Below are 26236 nucleotides of genomic sequence, written 5' to 3' on the forward strand. Positions count from 1 at the left end.
TCCGGTTATGCCGGGGCCTCCACCCGGTCGAAAACATTCGGATGAGGGCACCCGGCGAAAGGGGCCTGTACAGACGGGTTGTGCCAGACTTTTTCCGGAATTATTAGGATGATTGCCGACGAATGATCGGTTAATCTCGCTTTAAGGTCCCGGTATCGTCCTTGCGCGGGGAACGGCCGGTTAGAGCCAAAGGAGACCGCGGTGCGCAAACCTTATTATGAGAGCATTCTGTTGATCGAGCGGCTTCACCGCCACTTTCTCGAAGTGCTCAAGACCGAACTCGACCGGCTTGGGATACAGGACATCAACAACGTCCAGAGCCTGATCCTCTACAATATCGGTGAAGACGAGATGACGGTCGGCGAACTGACCGCGCGCGGCTATTACCTGGGTTCCAACGTCTCCTACAACGTCAAGAAGATGGTCGAGAACGGCTATCTCGGGCAGGAACGCTCTCCGCACGACCGCCGGTCCGTCCGCGTCCGCCTGTCGGAAAAGGGCCTGGACCTGCGCGAGAAGATCAGCGTCATGTTCGAACGTCATCTGGCCGCCCTTGAAAAGGCCGGTTTCAGCGACGAGGAACTGACCAAGGCGAACGAGACCCTGCGCAAGCTGGAACGCTTCTGGTCGGCCTCGCTCGACTACAGCGGCTTTCCGATGACGTCCGCGGCCTGAAAAAGGCCGGATTTTGCTACGGCCCCCGCGGTTCCGGCTCCCGCGGGTGGCATCCAGGCACGCTTCCCATCCCTTCGCACCCCTTTGTGTAGATTTGGGCGTTTCCCGTTGAAGACCGACGGGATGGGGCAGGGAAGCAAAGCCGAACGAGCCGGCATCTTCGCAATCTTTCCGCAGTGTTCCACTTTTGTCGCTGAACCCTTCCGCGTCTTTTCGCGTTGACGGGATTCGGTTCCTGCGCGCCCGGACGATGTCCAGACAGCAGACCGCTTCGGGGGCATTTACTGGAACGGGCGGCGCATGTCCTACATCGTCCTCATGGTTGGGCTCGGTTTCCTGATCCTGTTGGTGGCTTGGCTGCCAATGGTGCTGAAGGAACTGCCGCTGTCGCTGCCGATCATCTGCGTCGGGCTGGGATTCGCGGTCTTCAGCCTTCTGCGGCTGGACAACCCGGAACCGCTGGCCTTCCCGGAGGCGACGGAGAGGTTGACGGAACTGATCGTCATCATCTCGCTGATGGGAGCAGGGCTGAAGCTGGACCGCCGGATCGGCTGGCGGCGCTGGATCATCACATGGCGGCTGCTGGGCATCACCATGCCGTTGTCGATCCTGATGATCGCCTTGATCGGTTGGTATTGGCTGGATTTCCCGCTGGCGGCATCGATCCTGCTGGCGGCGGCGCTGGCGCCCACCGATCCGGTTCTCGCCTCCGACATCCAGGTCGGCCCACCGAAATCGGGGGAGGAGGACGAGATCCGGTTCAGCCTGACCTCGGAGGCCGGGCTGAATGACGGGCTGGCCTTTCCCTTCGTCCATCTCGCCATCGGCGTCGCCCTGCTGAACAACAACCCGCCCTGGGAGATGCTGACGCACTGGGCGTTGCTGGACGTCCTTTGGCGGCTGGCCGCCGGGGTCGGCGTCGGTTGGCTGGTCGGACGGTTCCTCGGCTATGTCACCTTCAGGATTCCGAATCGGGCCAACCTGTCGCGGACGGGCGACGGCTTCGTATCGCTCGGAATCACGCTGATCGCCTATGGGCTGACCGAACTGGTGAGCGGCTATGGCTTTCTCGCCGTGTTCGTCGCCGCGGTGGCTCTGCGCGATGCCGAGCGGGACAGCGAGTATCACGAGCGACTGCATGACTTCGTCGAGCAGACCGAGCGGCTGATGATGATGCTGATGCTCGTCCTGTTCGGCGGCACGCTCGCCCACGGGCTGATCGACGCGCTGTCCTGGAGCGCGGTCGGTGCGGCCGTGGTGATCCTGTTCCTGGTGCGGCCGGTGGCGGGGGTGGCCGGGCTGGCCGGCGTGCCGATGCCGTTGGCGGAGAAGCTGGCAATCGGCTTCTTCGGCATCCGCGGCATGGGCAGCATCTATTACGTCGCCTACGCCCTGAACACCGCCGAGTTCGACGTGCCGAACGCATTGTGGGCGGTAACCGGGCTGATCGTACTTCTCTCGATTCTCGTCCACGGCACGACGGTGACGCCGATCATGCGGCGGATCGACCGCCGCCGGCAGGGCATGGACCCGCCGCCGGCCGCCGCCATACACCCCCGAATGGAAAAAGCGGGTGTTTCGCCCGACCCTTGATGAAAATTGTTTGTGAAGCTGAAATTCCGCTTCGCTTACAACGCGATGCCCCTGCATAGTGGTTGGGAAGCGGCGGCGCGGACGGCCAGACGGTTCCGGTAAACCGGACGGATCGGCCGGCGCGACCGCGCGGGGAGGCCGCCTGACGAACCCGTCCGGCAAGTCACCCGAAACCACGCGCAACGCAACGCTGAGGGGGAGGAATTCACGCATGATCGCACGTCTTTTGACCGGTGCCGCCCTGGCCGCCCTGACGATCGGTGTCCTGTCCACGGGACCGGCCAATGCCCAGCAGGGCAAGCTGTCCGGCGACATGGTCAAAGTCGGTGTGCTGAACGACCGCTCCGGCCTCTATGCCGATCTCGGTGGCGAGGGATCGGCGATCGCCGCGCGCATGGCGGCTGAGGAGTTCGGCAACAAGATCCTGGGCAAACCGATCCAGATCATCACCGCCGACCACCAGAACAAGCCCGACATCGGCTCCAACCTCGCCCGGCAGTGGATCGACCAGGACGGGGTAGACGTGATCGTCGACGTGCCGAACTCCGGCGTCGCGCTGGCGGTCCAGGAGGTGACGAGGGAAAAGAAGACGATCTTCCTGATGGAAGGCCCGGCGACGTCGCGCCTGACCGGTGACGCCTGCTCCCCCACCGGCTTTCACTGGCCCTATGACACCCGCGCGCTGGCCGTCGGCACCGGTCAGGCCATCGTGAAGGAGGGCGGCGACAGCTGGTTCTTCATCACCGCCGACTATGCCTTCGGCCACCAGCTGGAGGCGGACACCTCGGCCCAGGTGAAGAAAGCCGGCGGCAAGGTGGTGGGCTCGGTCAAGGCGCCGCTGAACACCGCCGACTTCTCCTCCTTCCTGCTGCAGGCACAGGCGTCTGGCGCCAAGATCGTGGGGCTCGCCAATGCTGGCGGCGACACCATCACCTCGATCAAGCAGGCGTCGGAATTCGGCCTGACGCAGAGCGGACAGCAGAAGCTGGCCGGCCTGCTGATCTTCCTGTCCGACGTGCATGCGCTGGGGCTGCAGGTCGCCCAGGATCTGGTGCTGACGACCGGCTTCTACTGGGATCGCAACGACGAGACCCGCGCCTGGTCCAAGAAGTTCTTCGATCGCCACGGCAAGATGCCGACCATGGTGCAGGCCGGCAGCTATTCCGCCGTCCGCCATTACCTGAAGGCCATCGAGGCCGCCGGCACCGACGACGGGCCGACCGTCGCCGCCAAGATGAAGGAAATGCCGGTCAACGACATGTTCGCCCAGAACGGCACCATCCTGCCCAACGGGCGCATGGTCCACGACATGTATCTGGCGCGGGTGAAGAAGCCGTCGGAATCGAAGGGGCCGTGGGACTATTACGAAATCCTGCGCACCATCCCCGGCAAGGAGGCTTTCGCCACCTTCGAAGAGAGCGGCTGCAAGCTGCCCAAGTAAAAGCGTGACGTGAGCAAAAGCGTGACGTGACGGAATGGCACCCCCGCCGCCGCATCGGTCGTCAGGCCGGCGCAGCGGTGGAGGCGGCAGGGGAGAGCGACGCTCATGATGGGGACGATTTTCGGCATTCCGCCCCAGGCGCTGTTCGGACAGCTTCTGCTGGGCCTGATCAACGGGTCATTTTACGCGCTGCTCAGCCTTGGGCTGGCGGTGATCTTCGGCATGCTGAACGTCATCAACTTCGCCCATGGCGCGCTGTACATGATGGGCGCCTTCGTGTCCTGGCTGCTGCTGACTCAACTCGGCATCGGCTATTGGTGGGCGTTGCTGCTGGCGCCGCTGATCGTCGGGCTGTTCGGAGTGGTGTTGGAAAAGACGCTGCTGTCGCGGCTGTACAAGCTGGACCATCTCTATGGCCTGCTGCTGACCTTCGGCCTCGCGCTGATCGTGGAAGGGGCCTTCCGTCACCAGTACGGCGTGTCGGGCCAGCCCTATCCCATCCCCGACGCGCTGAAGGGTGGCCAAAATCTGGGCTTCATGTTCCTGCCCAACTATCGCGGCTGGGTCGTGGTGGCGTCGCTGGTCGTCTGCCTCAGCACCTGGATCGCCATCGAAAAGACGAAGCTGGGAGCATACCTGCGCGCGGCGACGGAGAACCCGGTGCTGGTCCAGGCCTTCGGCATCAATGTGCCACGCATGGTGACGCTGACATACGCCTTCGGCGTTGCGTTGGCCGGGCTGGCCGGCGTGTTGGCGGCGCCTATCTACCAGGTATCGCCGCTGATGGGCTCAAACCTGATCATCGTGGTGTTCGCGGTGGTGGTCATCGGTGGCATGGGGTCGATCCTGGGGGCGGTGTTGACCGGCTATGGTCTGGGCCTGTTGGAAGGGCTGACCAAGGTGTTCTATCCGGAGGCCTCGAACATCGTGGTCTTCGTCATCATGGCGGTGGTGCTGATGATCAAGCCCGCCGGCCTGTTCGGACGGGAAAGGTAAGCGCATGGGCCTTCATTCGCAAAGCGGCGGCCGGGCGTCCGCCAAGGCTCCCCGTACCGCCGCACGGGTGTCCGTCCCCGACAGGGGCCTGACGCCGGCGAGAATCGGCGCGCTGGTGGTTCTCGCCGGCTTGCTGGCGGCACCCTTCCTGCTCTACCCCGTCTTCCTGATGAAGGTGCTGTGCTTCGCGCTGTTCGCCTGCGCCTTCAACCTGCTGATCGGCTTCGGCGGCCTGCTCAGCTTCGGCCACGCAGCCTTCTTCGGCAGCGCCGCCTATGTCACCGCCCATGCGGTGAAGGTCTGGGGGCTGCCGCCTGAACTCGGCATTCTGCTGGGCACCGCGGCCTCGGCCTTTTTGGGGCTGGTGTTCGGCGGCATCGCCATCCGGCGCCAGGGCATCTATTTCGCCATGATCACGCTGGCGCTGAGCCAGATGGTCTTCTTCCTGGCGCTGCAGCTGCCCTTCACCCATGGCGAGGACGGCATCCAGGGCGTGCCGCGCGGCGTCCTGTTCGGGATCTTCGACCTGAACAACCCAATGGCGATGTATTACACCGTGCTGGCTGTGTTCCTGATCGGCTTCGCCATCATCTGGCGGGCTGTCCATTCGCCCTTCGGACAGGTTCTGAAGGCGATCCGCGAGAATGAGCCGCGCGCCGTCTCGCTCGGCTACCGCACCGACCGCTACAAGCTGGTCGCCTTCGTGCTGTCCGCGACGCTGGCGGGCCTCGCCGGCGGGACCAAGGCCATCGTCTTCCAGCTCGCCAGTTTGACCGACGTGACGTGGCAGATGTCGGGCGAGGTGGTGCTGATGACGCTGCTGGGCGGCATGGGCACGCTGTCCGGCCCGGTGATCGGTGCGGCGCTGGTGGTGACGCTGGAAAATTATCTGGCGGCGACCAGCCTGCCGGTGCCGGTGGTGATCGGCTGCATCTTCGTCGTCTGCGTGTTGGTCTTCCGCCGCGGCATTGCCGGCGAAATTCAGGCGAGACTCGGGAACAAGCGCTGAGTCTGAAAAGATTATCGAACGAGGATCATAGGTGATGTAAGAACTGTTTCGAAAGAAAGACACCACGGTTTCAAGATACCGCATACCTCGAAATAATGGGTGCGGGGTTATTATTTTGCGTCCTGGAACGTTCTGCTTGTCGGGTGTTATACGACTCAACGCGTGCGGCGGTGCAGCAAAATGACCGACGCGAGTTTTGGGAAGAGGCGTCCGCCCGGACGAACGTATGAGGAGCATCCCGCATGGCCATGGACAAAGACACCACGACCACCACGCGTGACATCGCCAACCGTGCGAAGGGTACGGTGGAGGACATGACCCGCGCCGGAGAAGCGACCACCCGCCGCGCTGCCGACGCCGCCCGGTCGATGGGCGAGGAGGCGGCCGAGACCGGTCGTCAGGCCGCCGATGCCGGCGCGGAAGCCGGCCAGAAGGCGATGGGCGCCGGTGCCGACATGACCCGCCGTACCGCCGACACCGCCCGCACCGTCATGGGGACGGCAAGCGACGTCGCCGGCCGCACGTCGGAGCAGTTGCAGCGCGCTCTCGGGCTGTCCAAGGAAGCCCAGGGCGAGGTCGCCAGCCAGACGCGCGAGACCATGGACGTCATGGTCCAGTGCGGCAGCGTGCTGGCCGACGGCTGGCAGAATGCCTGGCGCGAATGGATGGGCCTTGCCCAGGAAGTCGCCAGCCGCAATGCCGAGGGCATGAACGCGCTGATGCGCAGCCGCACGGTCCCGGATTTCTACGCGACGCAGAGCCGGATGCTGAAGGACAACATGCAGCTGGTGCTGAGCCGCAGCGTCAAGATTTCCGAGCTGTCGGCGAACACCGCCAGCACCGCGATCGGCAAGCTGAACGCCCGCCTCGAAGGTGCGGCCCAGCAGACGGAGCGCCGGTTCTAAGCATCCACCAATCCAGAAGGAACGGTCTCCATCCTGACCTGAACCCCGGCCCGCAAGGACCGGGGTTTTTTCTGCGCCGGATGGCTTTTCACGACACTTCCGGCGTCAGCCTGAGGTTACGATGCCTCCGGCGTCAGCCAGCTAACCGACGCGCCGCCGCCAGTGGAGGGCAGGGCGTCGTGCAGGGCCGGCAGCATGTCGCGCAGCGTCTCGTCCAGCTTCCAGGGCGGATTGACGATCAGCAGGCCGGAGCCGTTCAGGCGCAGGTGGGTGTCCTCGGGATGCCATGTCAGCTCGGCGATCAGCACCTTGGGGATGCCGGTCTTCTCCACGGCGTCCTGGAACCGCCAGACCGCCGCCCGCTCCTTGATGGGATACCACAGGGCGAAGATGCCGGTGGACCAGCGGCGGTGGGCCAACGCCAGCCCTTCGGCCATGCGGGCGAACTCGTCCGGCTGTTCGAAGGGCGGATCGATCAGGACGAGCCCGCGCTTCTCCCTGGGGGGCAGATGGGCCTTCAGTGCGGTGTAGGCGTCCGATTGATGGACGGACACGGCGCGGTCGCCGGCGAACTCCGCCTTCAGGCTGTGGGCGTCGTCCGGGTGCAGTTCCACCAGGACCATGCGGTCCTGCGGGCGCAAGGCGGCGCGGGCGATCAGGGGAGAACCGGGGTACCAGCGCAAGAAGCCGTCCGGGTTCAGCGCCTGCACGGTGTCCAGATAGGGCGCCAGCCCCGGGTGGAGCGCCGGCTGTCCCCACAGGCGACCGATGCCCTCGTCGCTTTCCGCGGTCTTGCGGGCCGGTTCGGAGGTCAGGTCGTAGCGGCCGATGCCGGCATGGGTATCGAGCACGCAAAAGGGCGCCGGCTTGGCGCCCAGATGATCCAGGATCAGCGCCAGGACGGCGTGCTTCATCACGTCGGCCGGGTTGCCGGCGTGGAAGATGTGGCGATAGTTCATGCGCCGGGGTTTACCCGATCACGCCGCTTCGCGCCAGCGGTCATGCCGGCGCCACTGTCGATGGGGTGATCAGTTGATCGCAGCGACCTGCTGGGCGTTGCGGAAGCTGCGGCGGGTGCCGGGGGCAACGCTGACCGGATCGGTGTCTTCACAACGGGAGGAGGCGAGCAGCTTCGCGCTCTGCGCATCCAGTTCGGACAGGCTCTGCCAAATCTTGCAGACATAGGCCTGGGCGCGGCGGCCCGAACCGCCGTTGTAGCGGGCCAGCGCGGTCTTCCAGTTGCCTTCCTCGCCGTGGAAGCGGACCAGAAGCTGGCCGGCGTAGAACACGTTGTCGCGCGGCTCCACGATCTTTTCCAGCGGCTGGAATTCGCCGCGGTGCGAGGCGACGGACAGCTGCATGCATCCGACATAGGTGTTGGAGCGAAGCTGCCCGCGATGGTCGCGCAGGTGCCGGGCGGCATCGTTGACGTTGCGGGCGTAGTAGGGACGTCCCTGCACGCTCATCGCGAAGGGATGCGGCGCACCGTCCTGACCGCTTTCGACCAGCGCGATCGCCACCAGCATGCCCGAGGGAATGCCGAGCTTCTGTTCGGCTTCCACCGCGTGGGTGACGCAGCTTTCCTTGGCGAGCGACGGGGTCGCGGTCTGGGCCTGGGCGGGAGTTGCCATCGTCAGCGCCACCAGGGGGGCCGTCAGCAGTCCCGCAGCCAGTGCGAAGCGTCCACCCGCTGTGGCGCATACGCGCTGATTTCGTCCCCGCATCCCAAACCTCCTTCTGATGTCGCCCCGTGTTCTACGGCGGCTGTTTGACCCCCCGCGCGGGGCCGTTGTTCCGGTCACCGAGTCGCTTACGGCGACCGCCTCCTACCCAGATGTTCGACGCCTCCCAATCGGGCGCCGCGGCCACACTTCCAAAAATTTGATCCATCGTCAACCGCCTTGCACCCTGGTAATACCACAGCTTTCGTCCGTCAGATGTCACGCAGAGGCGCCGGACCGACGGCCTAGGCCCTTAGATTGCGGGCATAAGCCTTTGAATCGCCACATTTGCCGGCGATATCGAAAGGGGTGTTCCGATGGTCCCGATCTGCCATCCGTACAGGGGATGAAAAAGGGGCTACTGCGACCGCGTGTCGCCGGAATCACACTTCCAGATGATTTTCGCGACCCCCTTGCGCGGCGCAGCATGTTGGGGCAGTAAACTCCGCCCCCTTGTTTGCCTGGACTCGGGGGAACGGGTTCGAAGATGCCGCGTTGGGTCCGATCGACCATGACGGCGGCAGGCGGACACGGAGGCCTGCGGGCCGGCGGCATCCCGTTCGTGCAGGCCCGACCTCAGAGGAATCCAGCCCCTTGTCCGCGGATCCGTCCTTCGGCGGAGCGTCGCCCGCTCCCGATCTCGATCAACTGTTCCGCTTCGGTTACGACCGGCTCTATGCCGGGGATTTTACCGGAGCGGTCCGTGGATTCCGGATGGCCGCCGCCGCTGATCCCACGAATGGTGAAGCCTGGGCGGCGCTGGCCGACGCCTGCGGCGGGGCGGGTCTGACCGAGCGGACGGCGGCCTGCTACCGGTGCGCCGTGATGCTGGATCCAGCCAATTGGACATGGCGGCTGATGCTGGCCGACGCACTGCGGCAGTGCGGTGAAATCGATGCTGCGCATGCTCTATATAGGGTGCTGGCAGGCGAACGGAGCGATTCGGCCGCGGTGCGACTCGGGCTCGCCCATTGCCTGTCCGCGCTGGACCGGCGTGACGAGGCGCTGGAGGAGTTCCGTGAGGCCGTGGCCCTGCGCCCGAACGACCGCGGCGCCGTGCTGGCGCTGGCCGAGGCGCTGACCATGGCCGGTGACGCACTGGCGGCGGTGGAACTGCTGCAACCGCTCGGCCGTCGGTACGGGGATGATGCGGAGGTCCACCATGCGCTGGGTCGCTGCTGGCTGGCTCTGCGCGAACCGGCGAAGGCGCTGTCCGCGCTCCGCCATGCGCGCGATGTCGCCGAGGGGGACGAGGCCGCGCCGATGGAACGGCTGATCGCGGCGCTGGAGGCCGGGGAGGGCGCCGACCTGTCGGCCGCCTATGTCCGCGCCCTGTTCGACCGCTATGCCGACCGTTTTGACCAGGATCTCGTCGGCAAGCTCGGCTATGCGGCGCCCGACCTGCTGCGGGCGGCGGTGGACCGTGTGGTTCCGGCGGCGACGGGCCTGCGGATTCTCGATCTCGGCTGCGGCACCGGGCTGGCCGGCGTCACCTTCAAGCCGCTGGCGGCGCATCTGGCCGGCGTCGACCTGTCGCCGCGTATGGTGGAAAAGGCGCGGCAGCGCGGCCTTTACGATGAACTCGGCGTCGGCGATGTGGTGGAGGCGATGGAGCGATCCCCCGGCGGCTGGGATCTTCTGGTCGCTGCCGACGTGCTGGTCTATATCGGCGACCTTGTTCCGGTCTTCGCGGCTGCGGCACACGCCCTGCCGCCGGGTGGCCATTTCGCCGCGACCGTGGAGCGCCTGCCTGTCGAGTCGGCACAGGAGTTCGCCCTCGGCGCAACCCGCCGCTACGCCCATGCCGAAGCCTATGTCCGCCGCACCGCGGAGGACGCCGGCTTCGCCGTGCGCCTGATGGAGCCCTGCGCGCCGCGGCGGGAAAAGGGCGTGCCGGTCGCCGGGCTGCTGTTCGTGGTGGAACGCGCCTCCCGGTGACGGAATGGCGCCTTCAGGCGCCAATGAGGGGATGGCGCCGTCAGGCGCCGCAGGCGTCAATGAACGACTTGGTAAAATGCGTCCAGGTCCGTTCGCCCTGGATGAAGGCGAGGGCGCGGTCGGCACGGCGCTTCGCCTCCTTCCGGTCGGCATGGATCGCTTCCAGATGGGCGACCAGCTCGTTGACCGAGGATTCCTTCCAGCCCTTGCGGTCGCCCTTGTGGAACAGCTGGGTCTGCTTCGACAGCGGCCAGCAGCGCGGCTCCTCGGCCGGACCGATCAGGTCGAGGTGACCGGTGTTGGCAGACAGCACCACCGGCACGCCGCAGCCCATCGCCTCCATGGCGACGAGGTTGGTCGCTCCCTCGCAGCGGTTGGGGAAGACCGCGGCATGGCACTCGGCCATGATGGCTGCAATGTCGGCGCGGCCGACGAGACCGAGGTCGACCACCGACCCGGCGGGCAGGCCGTAACGGACAGCCCACTCCACCACCTGAAGCCGCCCGTCCGGCCCGATGTCCGGCGGCGTGCCGGTCAGCTGCGATTCGGTGATGCTGAAGGCGACCTCCGGCCAGGGACTTTGCCAGGCGGTGACGAGCAGCGCCTCCGGATGGCGCTGCTGGAAGGCGCGGAAGGCCATCAGCACGATGTCCTGCCCCTTGCGGTATTCCAGCTTCCCACCTGAAAACACCACGAACCGGTCGCCGAAGCGCCCGGAGGGCGGCAGCGGCCGCATCTCCGTCGGGTCGACGCCCTGGAAGGCGAGGCCGACAGCGTCGAAGCCCTGTTCCAGCAGAAGGTCGCGGTTGTAGGTGGAATGCACCACGATGCGGTCGAAGGCGCGGGCGCGGGCCAACACCTCAGCATCAAAGCGCGTGTCCTCGAAGGCGATGACCCCGATGTTGCGATTGCCGCGGAAGCGGCGGGAAGGCTCGCCGGCCACGAACCGGTTGCCCAGAGCATGGAGGACGTCGGCATCCGGGATGACGATGGTGCTGTCTCCATAGCGGGCGGCCGCCTCCATGTAGCGGCGATGCTCGTCCTCCAGGGGCTGCAGAGCCGTCCTGTTCTGCGGCCGCAGGCTGTCCATCATGGGAGCGTCGAGCAGAAGCGGGCGCATGCCCTGTGCAGTCAGGTACAGAGCGGTATGGACGCCGACCAGCCCCCATCCATGGATCTCGGACAGCGGCCAGGTCAGGGCGAAACGGCGGTTCATGGCGGCCTGCGGCAAAGAGGTGGGGCGGCAGCCTAGACGCGCATAGGCAAGGTTTTCAACAGGATATGCACGTCATGCGCGGACAATGGGCGACAAGCCTTCCCGACTGGTTGCGGTGCCGCCTTGCGTCAGATGGCCTGAACATAGCGGCCAGTGTCGGTGGGCAGGCACCAGCGGGCATGAAGCTGGCCCTTGCCGTCGAAGCTGCAGGCGAGCCATCCGGAACCGTGCAACAGCCGTCGGCCACCGTTCGTGAAGGGCGGCAGCTCGAACCTGTGAGCGGGCAGGGGGTGATCCGGCCGGGTCGCCAGCGGCTCCGCCAGCCGGGAACGCCAGCCCGGCCGGGCGCCGGCAGAAGAAGACACGGCAAAACGGGGGGCATAGAGCTGCCACATCTCCAGCCCGCCGCCGCGCAGCACCCCCCGGCCGGCGGCACCCGACAGGCCGCGCGACGCGACGGTGATGCGGCAGCCGGTCCGCCTTGAGAAGTCGGCGAGGGTGCGGAGCATCCGTTCCCACTCGGCATGGCGACCCGGTGCGGTCCAGTGATCGCCCAACCCCCGCGCCAACCGGCGCTGAAGGGGACCCGGCAGCACCGCACCCAGCCGGTCGAGCGCGGCGGCGGCGGGAACCAGCAGCGGAGCGCCGCTGACCAGGATCAGGTGCCGGCAAGCGGCGAATCGATCGAGCCAGTCCGGCAACAGGCTCCAGTCGCGCTCCGACAGGATGCGGCGGGCATTGCGGTCGGTCCACAGGTCGAGCGCCAGTAACCCGGCTTCTCCCATGACGAAGCCCTGTGCCAAGGTTCCGCAGGCAGTTCCCCACAGGCAATCGGGCGGAGAATCGGCGACGGAGCCGGTTTGGAACAGCTGTGCCTGCCGGCGCGTCGCCACCAGAAGCGGGCGCAGGCTGCGCGAAGCGGCATCGCCGTCCTCCCGGCCGCCCCAGGCGCCTGCCAGCAGCCGGCCGAGGTCCGAACCGTCCCACATCATCACCGACGGGATCGAGGCCAGCACGGCCGCAGCCGCGGCACCGCTCCAGCCGCGCAGCATCCGGTCGAACCCGGCGGACATCAGTTCCTCCGCCACGCCGGGCAGGGGCGGACCGAGCCGGCGGGAGGCGTCGCCAAGCAGAGAGGCGGCCTGCGGGGCGGCGGACAGCACGGCATCGCCATCGACCTGTCCGCCGGCCTGGATCAGCAGGTGATAGCGGTCGGTGGAATGCCCGGCGAGAAGATCGCGCCAGAGTGCGGGGGACGACGGCGGCGGCGCTCCACCCGAAGGCTCTGCGCCAATCGTCGCGCCGGTCATTCCGCTTCCGTACAGAATAGCCATGCGTGGGAATGATTGACGCCCCGGAACGACCACCGTCCAGCTGGGTTCGTCGGGGAAGCCATAGGCGACAGTGGTGTCGCGCATGCCGCGGGGAACAGCGAAGTCGAAGCGCCAGACATGGCGGCGGCGCCAGACCGTCAGGTGGCGCGGGGGAACCGGCAGGGTGACGCCGTCCACCCGCAGGTCGTCGGGTTCGACCTCCCCGTCCAGAACGAACAGCGCCGACAGCCACCAACGGTCGCGCTGCTCACCACGGAAATACAGGATGGGGCCGAGCAGGATGCTCGGCTCCGCTCGTCTGCGCGCCATGCCTCATCCGTCCGAACCGGCTCCCCCAAAAAAGGGGGCATCACCGCATCCCATAGCGCATGGCGCTGCGGAACGGAGAGGAAAATCGCGAGGGCTCAGCCTTTCCGCTTGCGCAGCAACTCCAGCATGCGGGGCGGGACCTGTTCGTTCAGGACCGGGTCATACAGGCGATGAAGTTCCTCCACATGCTGGCGATGCTGGGCAAGCAGCGCCTTTGCGTCGGGATCGCTCTCGACCACGCTCTCGAATGCCGCGCGCTCCCGTTCGTCGAGGGCGCCGTCCAGATAGGCGTTGATATCGGTCATCGTCACACGCTTCATCTCTGTCGTTCCCGGATGGGTCGCCGGGGTTTCTCCCCTGGGACACGATCAACCGTGACACGTCCGGTGGCTCCGCCGTTTCCGGAAAGATCGGCCGAAAGGACGCCTACCCAATCTTATGGGCATGATCCTCGGCCATACCAGTCCGACAAACGGCGCGATCACTGCTCCCTTTCGAGGCGAGCAATCCGGCACCGCCATCCTCTTTCGCGTCGCCCGGCCAAGTAACAGGACGGTATCGCTGATTGTTCCAGACGGCGACGGGGCGGAACGCGACGCAATCGGGGCTGTTGTGATTGTGCAACGCATCCCGTCCGCGCCCCGTCAGGGGTACTGTGAAAGGAGAAATGCCCGTGGCTCAGCAGGAGAGCAGGCAGCCGCCGCAGCACCAGGACAGCCGGCCCGGCCATCAGGCGCCGATGGATCCCCAGCCGTCGGAGACCCGGCCCGGCTACCGCGGCAGCGGCAAGCTGCGCGACAAGGTGGCGCTGATCACCGGCGGAGACAGCGGCATCGGCCGCGCCATCGCCGTGCTGTACGCCCGCGAGGGCGCCAAGGTCGGCATCCTGTACCTGAACGAGGATGAGGATGCCCGCGAGACCCGCCGGCTGGTCGAGGCGGAGGGCCAGCCCTGCAAAATCCTGAGCGGCGACGTCGGTCAGGAGGAAACCTGCCGCAAGGCGGTGGAAAGCATGATCGGCGAGCATGGGCGCATCGACATCCTGATCAACAACGCCGCCGAACAGCACCCGCAGAAGTCGATCGAGGACATCACCGCCGAACAGCTGGAGCGGACCTTCCGCACCAACATCTTCGGCCAGTTCTTCATGGTGAAGGCCGCCCTGCCGCACATGCACGAGGGCGCCTGCATCATCAACACCACCTCGGTCACCGCCTATAAGGGCAGTCCGGAACTGCTGGACTATTCGGCGACCAAGGGCGCCATCGTCGCCTTCACCCGGTCGCTGTCCATGGCGCTGGCCGATCGCGGCATCCGCGTCAACGCGGTGGCGCCGGGGCCGATCTGGACCCCGCTGATCCCCTCGACCTTCGACGAGGAGAAGGTGGAGAATTTCGGCGGCAACGTGCCGATGAAGCGGGCCGGTCAGCCGGACGAGGTGGCGCCGTCCTTCGTCTTCCTGGCGTCGGACGACTCTTCTTATATGTCGGGTCAGGTCCTGCATCCGAACGGCGGAACGGTGGTCAACGGCTGACGCCCGCCGGTCTTGCGGAAAAGCCCCGCTGCGTCCATTCCGGCGCAACGGGGCTTTCTTGGAACGATGCCGTCAGGCCGCGCGGATGCGGGCGACGAAGGCGTTGACCGATTCCCGCAGGTTCTGGGCTTGGTTGCCGAGGCTGCCGGCGGCCTGCAGCACTTCGGTCGCCGACCGGCCTGCCTCCTGCGAGGCGTCGTTGACGCCCATGATGCTGCGCGACACCTCCGCCGTGCCCTGGGCCGCCTGCTGGACATTGCGGGAGATCTCGCCGGTGGCGGCGGTCTGCTCTTCCACCGCGGAGGCGATGGAGGTAGCGATCTGGTTGACCTGCTGGACCGTATCGGCGATGCCGCGGATGGCGCCCACGGCTCCATGGGTCTCCTTCTGGATCGCCTGGATCTGGCCGGAGATTTCCTCGGTTGCCCGCGCGGTCTGGTTGGCGAGGCTCTTCACCTCGCTGGCGACGACGGCGAAGCCCTTGCCGGCCTCACCGGCGCGCGCCGCCTCGATGGTGGCGTTCAGCGCCAAGAGATTGGTCTGGCTGGCGATCTCCTGGATCAGCTGCACGACGCTGCCGATCCGCTCCGCCGCCTGGGCCAGGCTTTCCACGGTGGCATTGGTGCGCTGCGCCTCGTCCACCGCGGACCGGCTCATGCGGGTGGCGGATTCGAGCTGTCGGGCGATCTCGCTGATGGAGCTCGCCAGCTCCTCGGCGGCGGAGGCCACCGTCTGTACGTTGCTGAGGGTCTGGTCGCTGGCCGCGGCGACGGAGGAGGCCTGACGGGTCGTCTCCTCCGCGGTGGAGGACATGCTCTCCGCATTACTCTGCAGTTGGGTGGCTGCGGAGGACACCGCACCAACCACCCCCTGGACGCTCGCTTCGAAGCTGTCGGCCAGGGCGTTCATCGTCCGGGTCTTTTCCGCCGCAGCGCGGGCTTCGGCGTCCTTGGCCTCCTGCTCCATGCGGCGGTTGTTGAGGAGGTTCTGCTTGAAGACCTCCACCGTGCGGGCCATCGACCCGACCTCGTCGCCACGATCGGCTCCGGTGACCGTCACCGACGCGTCGCCCTTGGCCAGCTGCTCCATCACGTCGTTCAGCGCCGTGATCGGGCGGCGGATGCCGAAGACGGCGATGACGACCGAGGTGGCGGCGGCAAGGAAGATCGCGGCGATCATTCCGCTGATGGCCCACCTGACGGCGGCGTCGGTATCGTCGCTCAACCGGTCGGAGGAGCGTTGCACCCCGGCATTCACCTCGTCCGCCAGCTTGGCGGCCGTGTTGTAGGTGTCCACCACGAGAGGGCGGCATTCCTTGGCGTAGAGGGCAGCGGCGCCGGCGTGGTCGCCCTTTTCCTTCAGCGCCATCACCGCGGGCAGGGCGCGCTTGATCGAGGCCATCATGTCGGTCATCCGGCCGACGGTCGCTGTCGTTTCCGGCTTGGCGAGGCGGGTGACGACCGTATTGGACGCCGCGATCGCAGCCTGGATCTCGGTAACGGACTTGGCGAGCGCGGGAAGGCCGGCCGGATCCTGGAGAAGCAGGACGTTGTTCATCTCGCGGCCCAGGTTCGCGACGTCGCCACGCATCCGTTCAAGTTTTTGGGCGAATTCGATGTCGGTGGTGATCAGATCGGAATAGTTCCCATCCACGCGATTCAGCGTGTTGGCCATGAAGGCGGCCAAGCCGGCCGCGACCACGCTGAGAAGAAATACGACAAAATAGATCTTCGGGCCGATCCCGACTCGCGACAACGGATTCATGGTTTTCACCCACACTTAAGCGAACTGATGTTCTGGATGTGATCGGTGCAAGCACCGATCGACTCTCAGTCAGCGCAAGTATAGGCCATCGTCATATGAACAATGGATTAACGCTGCAGCGATTATGGGATGCGCCGCAGATTACTCAGATTTCTTGCGCATATAAAATATTTTGCCAATTTTACCAAAATATTACTTTGTCCGTCAGGGGGCAGTGATCTGGATCAACCTTTGCGAAAAGGCATGGCAGCCATTTCTCATCTGAATGTGTGAGGCTATGCACGAACGCATGCACCCCCCGCAACAGGTTGCGGAGGGTGCATGGTGCTGCCGGACAGGACCGGCCGTAGAGGAAACGGGATCAGGCGGTCATCAGGTTGTTCAGCCTTTCCCGCGCGCGGCACAGGCGGGACCGGATGGTGCCGATGGAGACGTTCAGCGTTTCCGCGGCCTCCTGATAGGGACGGCCTTCGATGGCGACCAGCTTTACCACCTTGCGCTGGCTCGGGGTGAGGGAGGAGAAGGCGCGGTCGACATCGCGGAAGACCAGACGCGACATCTGCGCCGCATCGACGGACATGGCGCCGTCCCACAGCTCCACCTTCGTCACATGGCGGTCGCGCTGCAGGTTGTTGAAATGCAGGTTCTTCAGCATGGTGGTCAACCACGCCTGCATATTCGTGCCGGGTTCGAAACGATGCTGGCGAGACAGGGCTCGGGCCAGGCAGTCCTGCAGCAGGTCCTCTGCGGCGTTGGCGTCGCGGGTCAGTTTGCAGGCATAGCGCTGCAGGTTCGGCATGCAGCGGATCAGTTCGTTTTCGAACGAGTACGCCATGGTCATTCTTCCTCCACGGTCTGTTCGTCCCGGCCGGCCGGTAGAGCGGCGGCGCCCTTCTATCGGCGGCGGGGCGCAAAGCAGGGACGGCGTTTGGTGTTCCGGCGCGCGAGCGGGGCGCTGCCGGTTCGAAAGGCTGAGGATCGAAGTTGTCTTGGTCCTGCGGCGTCAGGCTGCCCGGTGGGATGCCATCTGCCGGCCCGTCATTCGACTATGGCCGGTACTCTCTTGGACATACCCTGGGGCGATCCCGGCGGGATATCGCGGAACGATCCGGTCGGCGGTGGCGTCATTGAGGCGGTCCCGTTGTTGCCCGTCGTTGATCGTGTCGGGAGCTAAACGCGCCGTCCGCCGAGGATGTTCCACCGCCGGATTCGGAAAGAGTGACATCGGTGGCAGATCGCGGAGATTCCGGTCGCGGTTCCGCTTGCCGGGCTTACCACCACCGAACGCGCCTTGCGGTGCCGGAACGCAACAGTCAGGTGGTGGCCGGGGAGCGCGCCGCGAGCGGTTTTTCAAGGCGCAGCGCCGCCATGTCGTCCTCATAATAGGCGGGATAGACGGCGAAGCGGCGGTAGCCGGCGGCGGCGTAGAGAGCGATCGCCGCCACGTTGTCCGCCCGGACTTCCAGCCGCAGCCCGGCGCAGCCATGGGCCGCCGCGGCATCCTCCAGCGCCGACAGCAGGCGGCGGGCGATGCCCCGGCCCCGGTTGCCCGGTTCCACGGCGAAGGAGGTGAGGCGGGCGAGCGGCGTTCCCGCATGGAAGCCCAGCACGCCGTAGGCCACCGGCCGTCTTCCCATGTCGGATGGGCAGTCGTCCGACCGGCTGCCCACTTGGCAATCGGCCACAAGGACCACACCTTTTGCTTTAAGGATCGCATAGCGGAAGTTGCGCCGCATCATCCGGTCTGTCGCGAAGCTCTGCTCCTCGATCGCCAGCAACGCGGGAATGTCGGCCGCTATGGCACGACGGATGACGATGCATGCTGCATCGCAGTGGACAGGATCGATTTCGTGACGCATCGTTGACGGGAAAAAGGGGAGGGGGTGCCACTCTACTCCCTTTTACCACAGTGAAACGACGGTATGGTCCGCGTGGGGAAAGCTTTGTTTAACCAACAGCGCCGACACTCCACCCCATGTTGGCCCCCTGTTGGAGCGCTGTCCTTCCAGCCGCCCGCTCCTATTGGCCTTTCAAGCAGAAAGTCAGGACATGGACGCTCGGTTTAAATCTCGCGACATCGAACGCCGCAGCCTGGATGTCGACGGCCTGAAACGGTCGTTCCTGGAATGGCTTGTCTATTCGGTCGGCAAGGATGCCCGCGCCGCCACCCGCCGCGACTGGTTCCACACCGTGGCGCTGGCCGTGCGCGACCGCGTCGTCGACCGCTGGATGGACACGACGCGCAGCTACTACCAGGAAGACGCCAAGCGCGTTTATTACCTGTCCCTGGAGTTCCTGATCGGGCGCCTGCTGACCAACAGCCTGTCGAACCTGGGCATCATGGACGAATGCCGTCAGGCCCTCGACCGCCTCGGCCTGTCGATGGAGGACGTGGTCGATGCGGAGCCGGACGCGGCGCTGGGCAACGGCGGCCTCGGCCGTCTGGCCGCCTGCTTCCTGGACAGCATGGCCTCGCAGGCGCTGCCCGGCTACGGCTACGGCATCCGCTACGAATTCGGCCTGTTCGAGCAGCGATTCGAGAACGGCTGGCAGGTCGAGTATCCGGAACAGTGGCTGCAGTTCGGCAATCCGTGGGAATTCGCCCGTCCGGAGGTGCTGTACCCGGTCCAGTTCTATGGCCGCGTCGAGGAGTTCCGCGACAGCGTCGGCGAGCGCGCCTATCGCTGGGTCGACGCCGACCGCGTGCTGGCGATGGCCTATGACACGCCGGTCGTCGGCTTCGGTGGCGAGACGATCAACACGCTGCGCCTGTGGTCGGCCCGCGCCACCCGCGACTTCAACTTCGGCCACTTCAACGACGGCGCCTATATGAAGGCCGTCGAGCAGAAGATCCTGTCGGAGAATCTCAGCCGCGTCCTCTACCCCAACGACGCGACGGAGACCGGCAAGGAACTGCGCCTGAAGCAGGAGTATTTCTTCACCTCCGCCTCGCTGCAGGACATCCTGCGCCGCTATCTGCAGCATCATTCCAGCTTCGAGAACCTGCCCAACAAGGCGGCGATCCAGCTGAACGATACCCATCCGGCGATCGGCATCGCCGAACTGATGCGCCTGTTGGTCGATCAGCATGCCCTGCGCTGGGACGACGCGTGGGAGATCACGCGCGCCACCTTCGCCTACACCAACCACACCCTGCTGCCCGAGGCGCTGGAAGCCTGGCCGGTCCGGATGATCGAGCGGGTGCTGCCGCGCCACATGCAGATCATCTACGAGATCAACGCCAAGTTCCTGAACCGCACCAAGGCGCGGGCGGACGGCGACAACGCCAAGCTGTCGCGCTTGTCGCTGATCGACGAGCGCGGCGAGCGCCGCGTGCGCATGGGCAACCTGGCCTTCCTCGGCTCGCACAAGGTCAACGGCGTGTCGGCCCTGCACACCGAGCTGATGAAGCAGACGGTGTTCGCCGACTTCCACGAGGAATTCCCGGATCGCATCAACAACAAGACCAACGGCATCACCCCGCGCCGCTGGCTGAAGCAGGCCAACCCGGCCCTGTCGGAGCTGATCACCACCCGCATCGGCGAGGGCTGGATCTCCGACCTGTCGCAGATCTCGGCTCTGCGCGAGAAGGCCGACGACGTGGTGTTCCGCGAGGAGTTCCGCCGGGCCAAGCGCAAGAACAAGAAGCGCCTCGCCGCCTACATCGCCCGCCAGACCGGCGAGGAGGTGCTGGTCGACAGCATCTTCGACGTGCAGGTCAAGCGCATGCACGAGTACAAACGCCAGCTTCTGAACGTGCTGCACACCATCGCGCTCTACAACGAGATGCGCGACAACCCGACGGTCAGCTGGGTCCCGGTGACCAAGGTGTTCGCCGGCAAGGCGGCGCCGTCCTACCACATGGCCAAGCTGATCATCAAACTGATCAACGACGTCGCCAAGGTGGTGAACCACGACCCGTCGGTGCACGACAACCTGAAGGTGGTTCTGCTGCCGAACTACAACGTCACCGCGGCTGAGATCATCATCCCGGCCGCCGACCTGTCGGAGCAGATCTCCACCGCCGGCATGGAGGCATCGGGCACCGGCAACATGAAGCTGGCGCTTAACGGCGCGCTCACCATCGGCACGCTGGACGGCGCCAACGTCGAGATCCGCGAGCATGTCGGGCCGGACAACATCTTCATCTTCGGCATGACCGCGGACGAGGTGAACGACCTGCGCGCCAGCGGCGGCTTCAACCCGCGCGAGGTGATCGCGTCGAACCCCAGCCTGAAGCGGGCGCTTGACATGATCTCCACCGGCGCCTTCTCGCCGGACGACCGCAACCGCTACCACCCGATCGTCCAGGCACTGACCGACGGCGGCGACCATTTCCTGGTGACGGCCGACTTCGCCGACTATTGCCGGGCCCAGGACGCTGCGATGCAGCTGTACCGCGACCCGGAGGAATGGACCCGCAAGGCCATCCTGAACACCGCCAACATGGGCTGGTTCTCGTCCGACCGTACGGTCAACGAGTACGCCGGGGAGATCTGGGACGTACACCCGGTGCACCCCAACCATGACGGCGAGGGTTTCCGGTAATCTTCAATTGGGCGAATGCGCAGGCGCTTTACAACGCCTGCGCATTCGGATAAGAAGGCGCCATGAACCGCACGGCCATCACCACCACTACGACCAAAAAAGCGACTCGCTTCGGCGGGCAGCGTCGTGGTGCGTGCTGATCGGATCGACCAGCGTTTCTTCCACGAGGCAGGCCCCGCCGGACAACGGACGGGGCCTCGTCGTATCCGGGGTCCGCTGTCCGAACGACCGATAGGCCGGTCCGATCAACAGTGCGATAGACAGGACGGAACCCCGACATGAGCAGCAACAACGCCTCCGCTTCCTCCAAGTCCCTCCGCGTCGCCGTGGTCGGCGCCACCGGCGCCGTCGGCCGCGAGATGGTCAAGGTCCTGCACGACCGCAACTTCCCGGTCGCCGAACTCGGCCTGTTCGCTTCCGAGCGTTCCGCCGGCAAGGTGCAGGAGACCCCCTACGGCGCCCTGACCCTGAAGGCCTTCGACGCTGCGGTGGTGAAGGGCTATGACGTCGTCCTGCTGGCCGTTTCAGGCGACTTCGCCAAGGCGCATGCCAAGGATCTGGCTTCGGCCGGCGCGCTGGTGATCGACAACAGCTCCGCCTTCCGCTACGACGCCGACATCCCGCTGATCGTTCCGGAAATCAACGCCCACGTCTTCCGCGAGGCGTACGCCGCCGGCTCCCGCCTGATCGCCAACCCGAACTGCACGACTGCCATCGCCGTCGTGGCGCTGGGTCCGCTGCACAAGGCCTTCGGCATCAAGCGCGCCATCGTCTCCACCTATCAGGCCACCAGCGGCGCCGGTGCCGAGGGCATGGCCGAGCTGGAGGAGCAGACGCGCAACCAGCTGGAGGGCAAGCCGGTCACCAACAGCGTGTTCCGCCACCCGATCCCCTTCAACCTGATTCCCCAGATCGATGCCTTCCAAGAGAACGGCTACACGAAGGAGGAGATGAAGGTGACGTGGGAGACGCGGAAGATCATGGAGGTCCCGGACCTGCTGGTCAGCTGCACCGCCGTCCGCATCCCGACCTACCGCGCCCACTCCGAAGCCATCACGCTGGAGACGATCCAGCCGGTCACGCCGGACGCCGCCCGCGCCGTCCTGGCCGATGCCGCCGGTGTGAAGGTGGTGGATGATCCGGCCGCCGGCGCCTATCCGATGCCGCTGAACGCCACCGGCCAGTACGACGTCGAGGTCGGCCGCATCCGCAGCAACCTCGTGTTCGGCGACCATGGCCTCGACCTGTTCGTCTGCGGCGACCAGCTGCTGAAGGGCGCCGCCCTGAACGCGGTGCAGATCGCAGAGCTGGCTCTCTGAGGTCCAGGGCAAGGCGGGACCCAAGGATCTGGAATCCAAGGGCCGGCACTGCTATGTAATGCGACGGGGGCCGATGGGCGTGTTTCGCCTGTCGGCCCTTTCGCCGTTCTCACGATCACCTTCTCTTGTCACGGGACCCGCGCATGTCCGAACTTCAGGACGCCGTCTCCCGCCGTCGGACCTTCGCCATCATCGCGCACCCCGACGCCGGTAAGACCACGCTCACGGAAAAGCTGCTGCTGTTCGGCGGCGCCATCCAGATGGCCGGCGCCGTCAAGGCGCGCGGCGAGCAACGGCGCGCCAAGTCGGACTGGATGAAGGTGGAGCGCGAGCGCGGCATCTCGGTGACCGCCTCCGTCATGACCTTCGACTTCGACGGGCGCACCTTCAACCTGCTCGACACGCCGGGCCACGAGGACTTTTCGGAGGACACCTACCGCACGCTGACCGCGGTTGACAGCGCGGTGATGGTGATCGACGGCGCCAAGGGCATCGAGGCGCAGACGCTGAAGCTGTTCGAGGTCTGCCGTCTGCGCGACGTGCCGATCATGACCTTCTGCAACAAGATGGACCGCGAGGCGCGCGATCCCTTCGACCTGATCTCGGAGATCGAGAGCGCCCTGGCGCTGGAGGTCACGCCGGCCAGCTGGCCGATCGGCATGGGCCGCGACTTCCTCGGCTGCTACGACCTGATCCGCGACCGGCTGATCCTGATGGACCGCAGCAAGGGCGACGAGATCGACGAGGGCATCGAGTGCAACGGCTTGGACGATCCCCGTCTGGACGAGCTGCTGCCCGCCCACGCCGTCGCCAAGCTCCGCGAGGAGGTGGAGATGGCGCGCGGCCTGATGCCGGCCTTCGACCTGGAGGCCTATCGCGCCGGCCATCTGACGCCGATCTATTTCGGCTCCGCCATCAACAATTTCGGCGTGCGTGAACTGCTGTCCGGTCTGGCGGACAACGCCCCGCCGCCGCGTCCGCAGCCGGCCGATCCGCGCACCGTCCAGCCGGACGAGGAGAAGGTCACCGGCTTCGTGTTCAAGGTCCAGGCCAACATGGACCCGAACCACCGCGACCGCATCGCCTTCGTCCGCCTCTGCTCCGGCCGCTACAAGCGTGGCGCCAAGCTGAAGCACATCCGCTCCGGCAAGCTGATGGCGGTGAACAACGCCGTGCTGTTCCTGGCCCGCGACCGCGAGGTGGCGGAAGAGGCGTGGCCGGGCGACATCATGGGCATCCCCAACCACGGCAGCCTTCGCATCGGCGATACGCTGACGGAAGGCGAGGATCTGCGCTTCACCGGCGTGCCAAGCTTCGCGCCGGAACTGCTGCAGCGCGTCCGCCCGGACGATCCGATGCGGGTGAAGCACCTGCGCAAGGCGCTTGAGCATTTCGCCGAAGAGGGCGCCTCCCAGGTGTTCAAGCCGCTAACCGGTGCCGACTGGGTGGTCGGCGTGGTCGGCCAGCTGCAGTTCGAGGTGCTGGCCTCGCGCATCGAGGCGGAATACGGCATCGCCGCCCGCTTCGAGGGAGCCGGACTGGACGCCGCCCGCTGGGTCGAGACCGACGACAAGGCCCAGTTGGAGAAGTTCATCGAGCTGAACCGCTCGGCGCTGGCGGAGGATCATGACGGCGCCCTGGTGTTCCTGGCCCGCAACGCCTGGCACCTGAACCGCGCGCAGGAGGATTTCCCGGCGCTGCGGTTCCTGAAGACGCGCGAACAGAACCGCAAGGTCCATACCGCAGCCTGACGGACAGCACGCTCTTCCTGTCGCCCGCCCCTGGCTGAACCCTGGGGCGGGCTCCCTTTTTACCCACTGAAATACGTACCGGACTTCCCAGCTGGACGGACCGCTTGACGGCGTCGGTCCGGTGTCGGAACGTGTGCAAGTGCGCTTAACAGTTTCGACACGTAATCAATGGCCTCCGTCGGACGGACAGGGTCGGAAATGAGGCGGTCATGGCGTTGGGATTAGACGAACTTCTGGACACCAGCGGCTTTGTTCCGCATGGCGTCTGCCTGCTGTGGCGGCCCGACATTCTCGCGCTGCATGTCGCTTCGGATATGCTGATCGGCCTGTCCTATTTCTCCATCCCGGTGGCGCTGACCTATTTCGTCATGCGCCGCCGCGACGTCGAATTCGGGTGGATGGCGCTTCTGTTTGCCCTGTTCATCATCGCCTGCGGGAGCACCCATTTCCTGATGGTATGGACCCTGTGGAGCCCCGATTACGTGCTGGAGGGGCTGGTCAAGGCGGTCACCGCCCTGGCGTCGCTGGGGACCGCGGCGGCGCTGTGGTGGCTGATGCCGCGCCTTCTGGCTCTGCCGAGCCCCAAGCAGCTGGAGGCGACCAACCGGGCCCTGGAGCAGGAGATTGCCATCCGTCGCCAGATGGAAATGCGATACTCCAGCTTTTTCAACAATCTGGCCGAGGCATTGTTCATCGTCCAGGTCCTGCCCGACGGCGACTTCGCCTTTGAAGCGATCAACCCGGCGCTGGCACGGGCCACGGGCCTGGATCCGGAGCGGCTGCGCGACCGCCGCGTTCGCGACGCGCTGGCGCCGGAGGCCGCGGATTCGGTCATCTCCCGCTACGTGGCCTGCCGGGACGGCGGCGAGAGCATCGATTACGAAGAGACCCTGGACCTGCCGGTCGGTCAGCGCGTCTTCCACACCATGCTGGTTCCGGTGAAGGACGCCGCCGGCCGTGTCGTCCAAATCCTGGGCAGCGGCCGCGACGTGACCGAGCGCAAGCGCCTGCAGGCGGAGGTGGTCCAGACCTCCAAGCTGGCGACCTTGGGCACGCTGGCCGCGGGCATGGCGCATGAGATGAGCCAGCCGCTGAACGTCATCCGTCTGTGGACGGAGAACATGCTGACACGCCTGCGCGACAATCTGCTGGAGCCCCAGCGGGCCGAACGGTCGCTGACCCTGGTGATCGAGCAGACCGACCGCATGGCCAAGCTGATCGACCATGTCCGCACCTTCGGCCGTCGGGACGGCGGCGGCATGCGGGCCTTCACCCCCGCCCATTGCGTCCAGACCGCGGTGGAGATGGTGCGCCACCAGTATGCGTTGGAGGACATCGAGATCATAGAGAGTGCCACGTCGGCGCAACTGCCGGTGACCGGGCGCCCACTTGAACTGGAGCAGGTGATTCTCAACCTTTTCTCGAACGCGCGCGATGCTATCATCGCGCTTCGTGCAACGGGCCGGGAGGCGGGACGCATCATGGTGGCGGTCAGCGACGACCCCGATGGTCAAAACGTCGCCATACAGGTGACCGACGACGGCAGCGGCATCGACCCTTCGGTTCTGCCCCAGATCTTCGACCCCTTCTTCACGACCAAGGAGGTCGGCAAGGGGTCTGGACTCGGCCTGTCGATCGGCTACGGCATCATCGACGGCATGGGCGGCCGCATCGATGTCCGCAACGTCGATCTGGAGGGAGGGCGCCGTGGTGTCCGGTTTATCATAACCTTGCCCAGCCAGCCGGTATCCTCCTCCGACAGGGAGCTGTCGCATGCCTGATCCGTTGCACATCCTGATCGCGGAGGACGAAGTCCTCGCGGCGATGGCGCTGGAGGACTTCCTGTCGCTCAAGGGCTTCCGCGTAACCGTCGCCGCCAATGGAGCGGAGGCGCTGGAACGCTACGGCCGTGAACAGGTCCATGCGCTGGTGACCGACCTGCGCATGCCGCGCATGGACGGCCAGACCCTGATCCGCGAAATCCGCGATCGGGATGCTGCATTGCCGGTGGTGGTGATGACCGGCTATCTGACGGAGGACAGCGACCTGAAGCATGAGCGCTGGAAGCCGCTGGAGATTCTCAGCAAGCCGGTCAACCCGCGCATCATCTGCGAAACGCTGCACCGCATGCTCGGCCTGCCGCTGGAGGCTTGAGGCAGGACGGCGGCAATAGGCGGCGACTG

At 65.9% G+C, this 26236-nt stretch carries 21 protein-coding genes; 13 read left to right on the forward strand and 8 right to left on the reverse strand.

What is annotated here, in order from left to right:
* Window positions 1-201: 201 nt before the first annotated feature.
* The 6 genes from VD964_RS20815 to VD964_RS20840 all read left to right on the forward strand — a co-directional run bounded on the left by VD964_RS20815 (window position 202) and on the right by VD964_RS20840 (window position 6619).
* Window positions 202-675 carry a MarR family winged helix-turn-helix transcriptional regulator gene (locus VD964_RS20815; RefSeq protein WP_012974024.1) on the forward strand — a complete coding sequence of 158 codons (474 nt, stop codon included), beginning with the start codon at window positions 202-204 and terminating at the stop codon, window positions 673-675.
* A 300-nt stretch (window positions 676-975) separates the two neighbouring features.
* Window positions 976-2268 carry a cation:proton antiporter gene (locus VD964_RS20820; protein ID WP_324870410.1) on the forward strand — a complete coding sequence of 431 codons (1293 nt, stop codon included), beginning with the start codon at window positions 976-978 and terminating at the stop codon, window positions 2266-2268.
* Window positions 2269-2479: 211 nt separating this feature from the next.
* A complete protein-coding gene (locus tag VD964_RS20825; protein WP_324870411.1) occupies window positions 2480-3709 on the forward strand; it encodes an ABC transporter substrate-binding protein in 1230 nt (409 codons plus the stop codon).
* A 108-nt stretch (window positions 3710-3817) separates the two neighbouring features.
* Window positions 3818-4705, forward strand: coding sequence for a branched-chain amino acid ABC transporter permease (locus VD964_RS20830; RefSeq protein ID WP_194914446.1), 888 nt, complete (start codon window positions 3818-3820; stop codon window positions 4703-4705).
* 4 nt (window positions 4706-4709) lie between these two features.
* The gene (locus VD964_RS20835; RefSeq protein WP_324870412.1) at window positions 4710-5714 is read left to right on the forward strand and encodes a branched-chain amino acid ABC transporter permease; all 1005 of its coding nucleotides are present in this window, start codon (window positions 4710-4712) and stop codon (window positions 5712-5714) included.
* Between the two features lie 242 nt (window positions 5715-5956).
* Window positions 5957-6619, forward strand: coding sequence for a phasin family protein (locus tag VD964_RS20840; protein ID WP_324870413.1), 663 nt, complete (start codon window positions 5957-5959; stop codon window positions 6617-6619).
* A 116-nt stretch (window positions 6620-6735) separates the two neighbouring features.
* Here the strand turns inward: VD964_RS20840 and VD964_RS20845 are convergent, their stop codons facing one another.
* Window positions 6736-7578: a 23S rRNA (adenine(2030)-N(6))-methyltransferase RlmJ gene (locus VD964_RS20845; protein WP_324870415.1), complete on the reverse strand. Its 843-nt coding sequence runs from the start codon at window positions 7576-7578 to the stop codon at window positions 6736-6738.
* 69 nt (window positions 7579-7647) lie between these two features.
* Window positions 7648-8343, reverse strand: coding sequence for a transglycosylase SLT domain-containing protein (locus tag VD964_RS20850; RefSeq protein WP_310113810.1), 696 nt, complete (start codon window positions 8341-8343; stop codon window positions 7648-7650).
* Window positions 8344-8934: 591 nt separating this feature from the next.
* Here VD964_RS20850 and VD964_RS20855 point away from each other — a divergent pair.
* Window positions 8935-10278 (forward strand): tetratricopeptide repeat protein, encoded by a 1344-nt coding sequence (locus VD964_RS20855; protein WP_324870416.1) that lies wholly within the window; start codon window positions 8935-8937, stop codon window positions 10276-10278.
* 40 nt (window positions 10279-10318) lie between these two features.
* On the opposite strand, the gene VD964_RS20860 is transcribed toward VD964_RS20855, so the two are convergent.
* The 3 genes from VD964_RS20860 to VD964_RS20870 all read right to left on the reverse strand — a co-directional run bounded on the left by VD964_RS20860 (window position 10319) and on the right by VD964_RS20870 (window position 13457).
* Window positions 10319-11494 carry a glycosyltransferase family 4 protein gene (locus VD964_RS20860; protein WP_324870417.1) on the reverse strand — a complete coding sequence of 392 codons (1176 nt, stop codon included), beginning with the start codon at window positions 11492-11494 and terminating at the stop codon, window positions 10319-10321.
* Between the two features lie 128 nt (window positions 11495-11622).
* Window positions 11623-13137, reverse strand: a complete 1515-nt coding sequence (locus tag VD964_RS20865; RefSeq protein WP_324870418.1) for a hypothetical protein — start codon at window positions 13135-13137, stop codon at window positions 11623-11625.
* Window positions 13138-13232: 95 nt separating this feature from the next.
* A complete protein-coding gene (locus VD964_RS20870) occupies window positions 13233-13457 on the reverse strand; it encodes an anti-sigma factor family protein (RefSeq protein WP_149223549.1) in 225 nt (74 codons plus the stop codon).
* A gap of 347 nt (window positions 13458-13804) precedes the next feature.
* Between VD964_RS20870 and VD964_RS20875 the strand changes: the two genes are divergently transcribed.
* On the forward strand, window positions 13805-14671 hold the full coding sequence (locus VD964_RS20875) for an SDR family oxidoreductase (protein ID WP_324870419.1): 867 nt from the start codon (window positions 13805-13807) through the stop codon (window positions 14669-14671).
* Between the two features lie 72 nt (window positions 14672-14743).
* Here the strand turns inward: VD964_RS20875 and VD964_RS20880 are convergent, their stop codons facing one another.
* The 3 genes from VD964_RS20880 to VD964_RS20890 form a co-directional block, all read right to left on the reverse strand.
* Window positions 14744-16435: a HAMP domain-containing methyl-accepting chemotaxis protein gene (locus VD964_RS20880; RefSeq protein ID WP_324870420.1), complete on the reverse strand. Its 1692-nt coding sequence runs from the start codon at window positions 16433-16435 to the stop codon at window positions 14744-14746.
* A gap of 361 nt (window positions 16436-16796) precedes the next feature.
* On the reverse strand, window positions 16797-17270 hold the full coding sequence (locus tag VD964_RS20885) for a sigma-70 family RNA polymerase sigma factor (protein WP_085089358.1): 474 nt from the start codon (window positions 17268-17270) through the stop codon (window positions 16797-16799).
* 478 nt (window positions 17271-17748) lie between these two features.
* Window positions 17749-18213, reverse strand: coding sequence for a GNAT family N-acetyltransferase (locus VD964_RS20890; protein WP_324870421.1), 465 nt, complete (start codon window positions 18211-18213; stop codon window positions 17749-17751).
* A 271-nt stretch (window positions 18214-18484) separates the two neighbouring features.
* Here VD964_RS20890 and VD964_RS20895 point away from each other — a divergent pair, with 271 nt between their 5' ends.
* From VD964_RS20895 to VD964_RS20915, 5 genes are all read left to right on the forward strand, one after another.
* Window positions 18485-20983: a glycogen/starch/alpha-glucan phosphorylase gene (locus tag VD964_RS20895; RefSeq protein WP_324870422.1), complete on the forward strand. Its 2499-nt coding sequence runs from the start codon at window positions 18485-18487 to the stop codon at window positions 20981-20983.
* 278 nt (window positions 20984-21261) lie between these two features.
* Window positions 21262-22302: an aspartate-semialdehyde dehydrogenase gene (locus tag VD964_RS20900; RefSeq protein ID WP_324870423.1), complete on the forward strand. Its 1041-nt coding sequence runs from the start codon at window positions 21262-21264 to the stop codon at window positions 22300-22302.
* Window positions 22303-22445: 143 nt separating this feature from the next.
* A complete protein-coding gene (locus VD964_RS20905) occupies window positions 22446-24053 on the forward strand; it encodes a peptide chain release factor 3 (protein ID WP_324870424.1) in 1608 nt (535 codons plus the stop codon).
* Between the two features lie 209 nt (window positions 24054-24262).
* The gene (locus tag VD964_RS20910; RefSeq protein ID WP_324870425.1) at window positions 24263-25834 is read left to right on the forward strand and encodes an ATP-binding protein; all 1572 of its coding nucleotides are present in this window, start codon (window positions 24263-24265) and stop codon (window positions 25832-25834) included.
* Window positions 25827-26207: a response regulator gene (locus VD964_RS20915; RefSeq protein WP_149223555.1), complete on the forward strand. Its 381-nt coding sequence runs from the start codon at window positions 25827-25829 to the stop codon at window positions 26205-26207. The genes VD964_RS20910 and VD964_RS20915 overlap by 8 nt, the downstream gene beginning before the upstream one ends.
* The last annotated feature ends 29 nt before the right edge of the window (window positions 26208-26236 follow it).

The sequence above is a fragment of the Azospirillum sp. genome (genome assembly GCF_035628975.1).
Classification (GTDB): domain Bacteria; phylum Pseudomonadota; class Alphaproteobacteria; order Azospirillales; family Azospirillaceae; genus Azospirillum.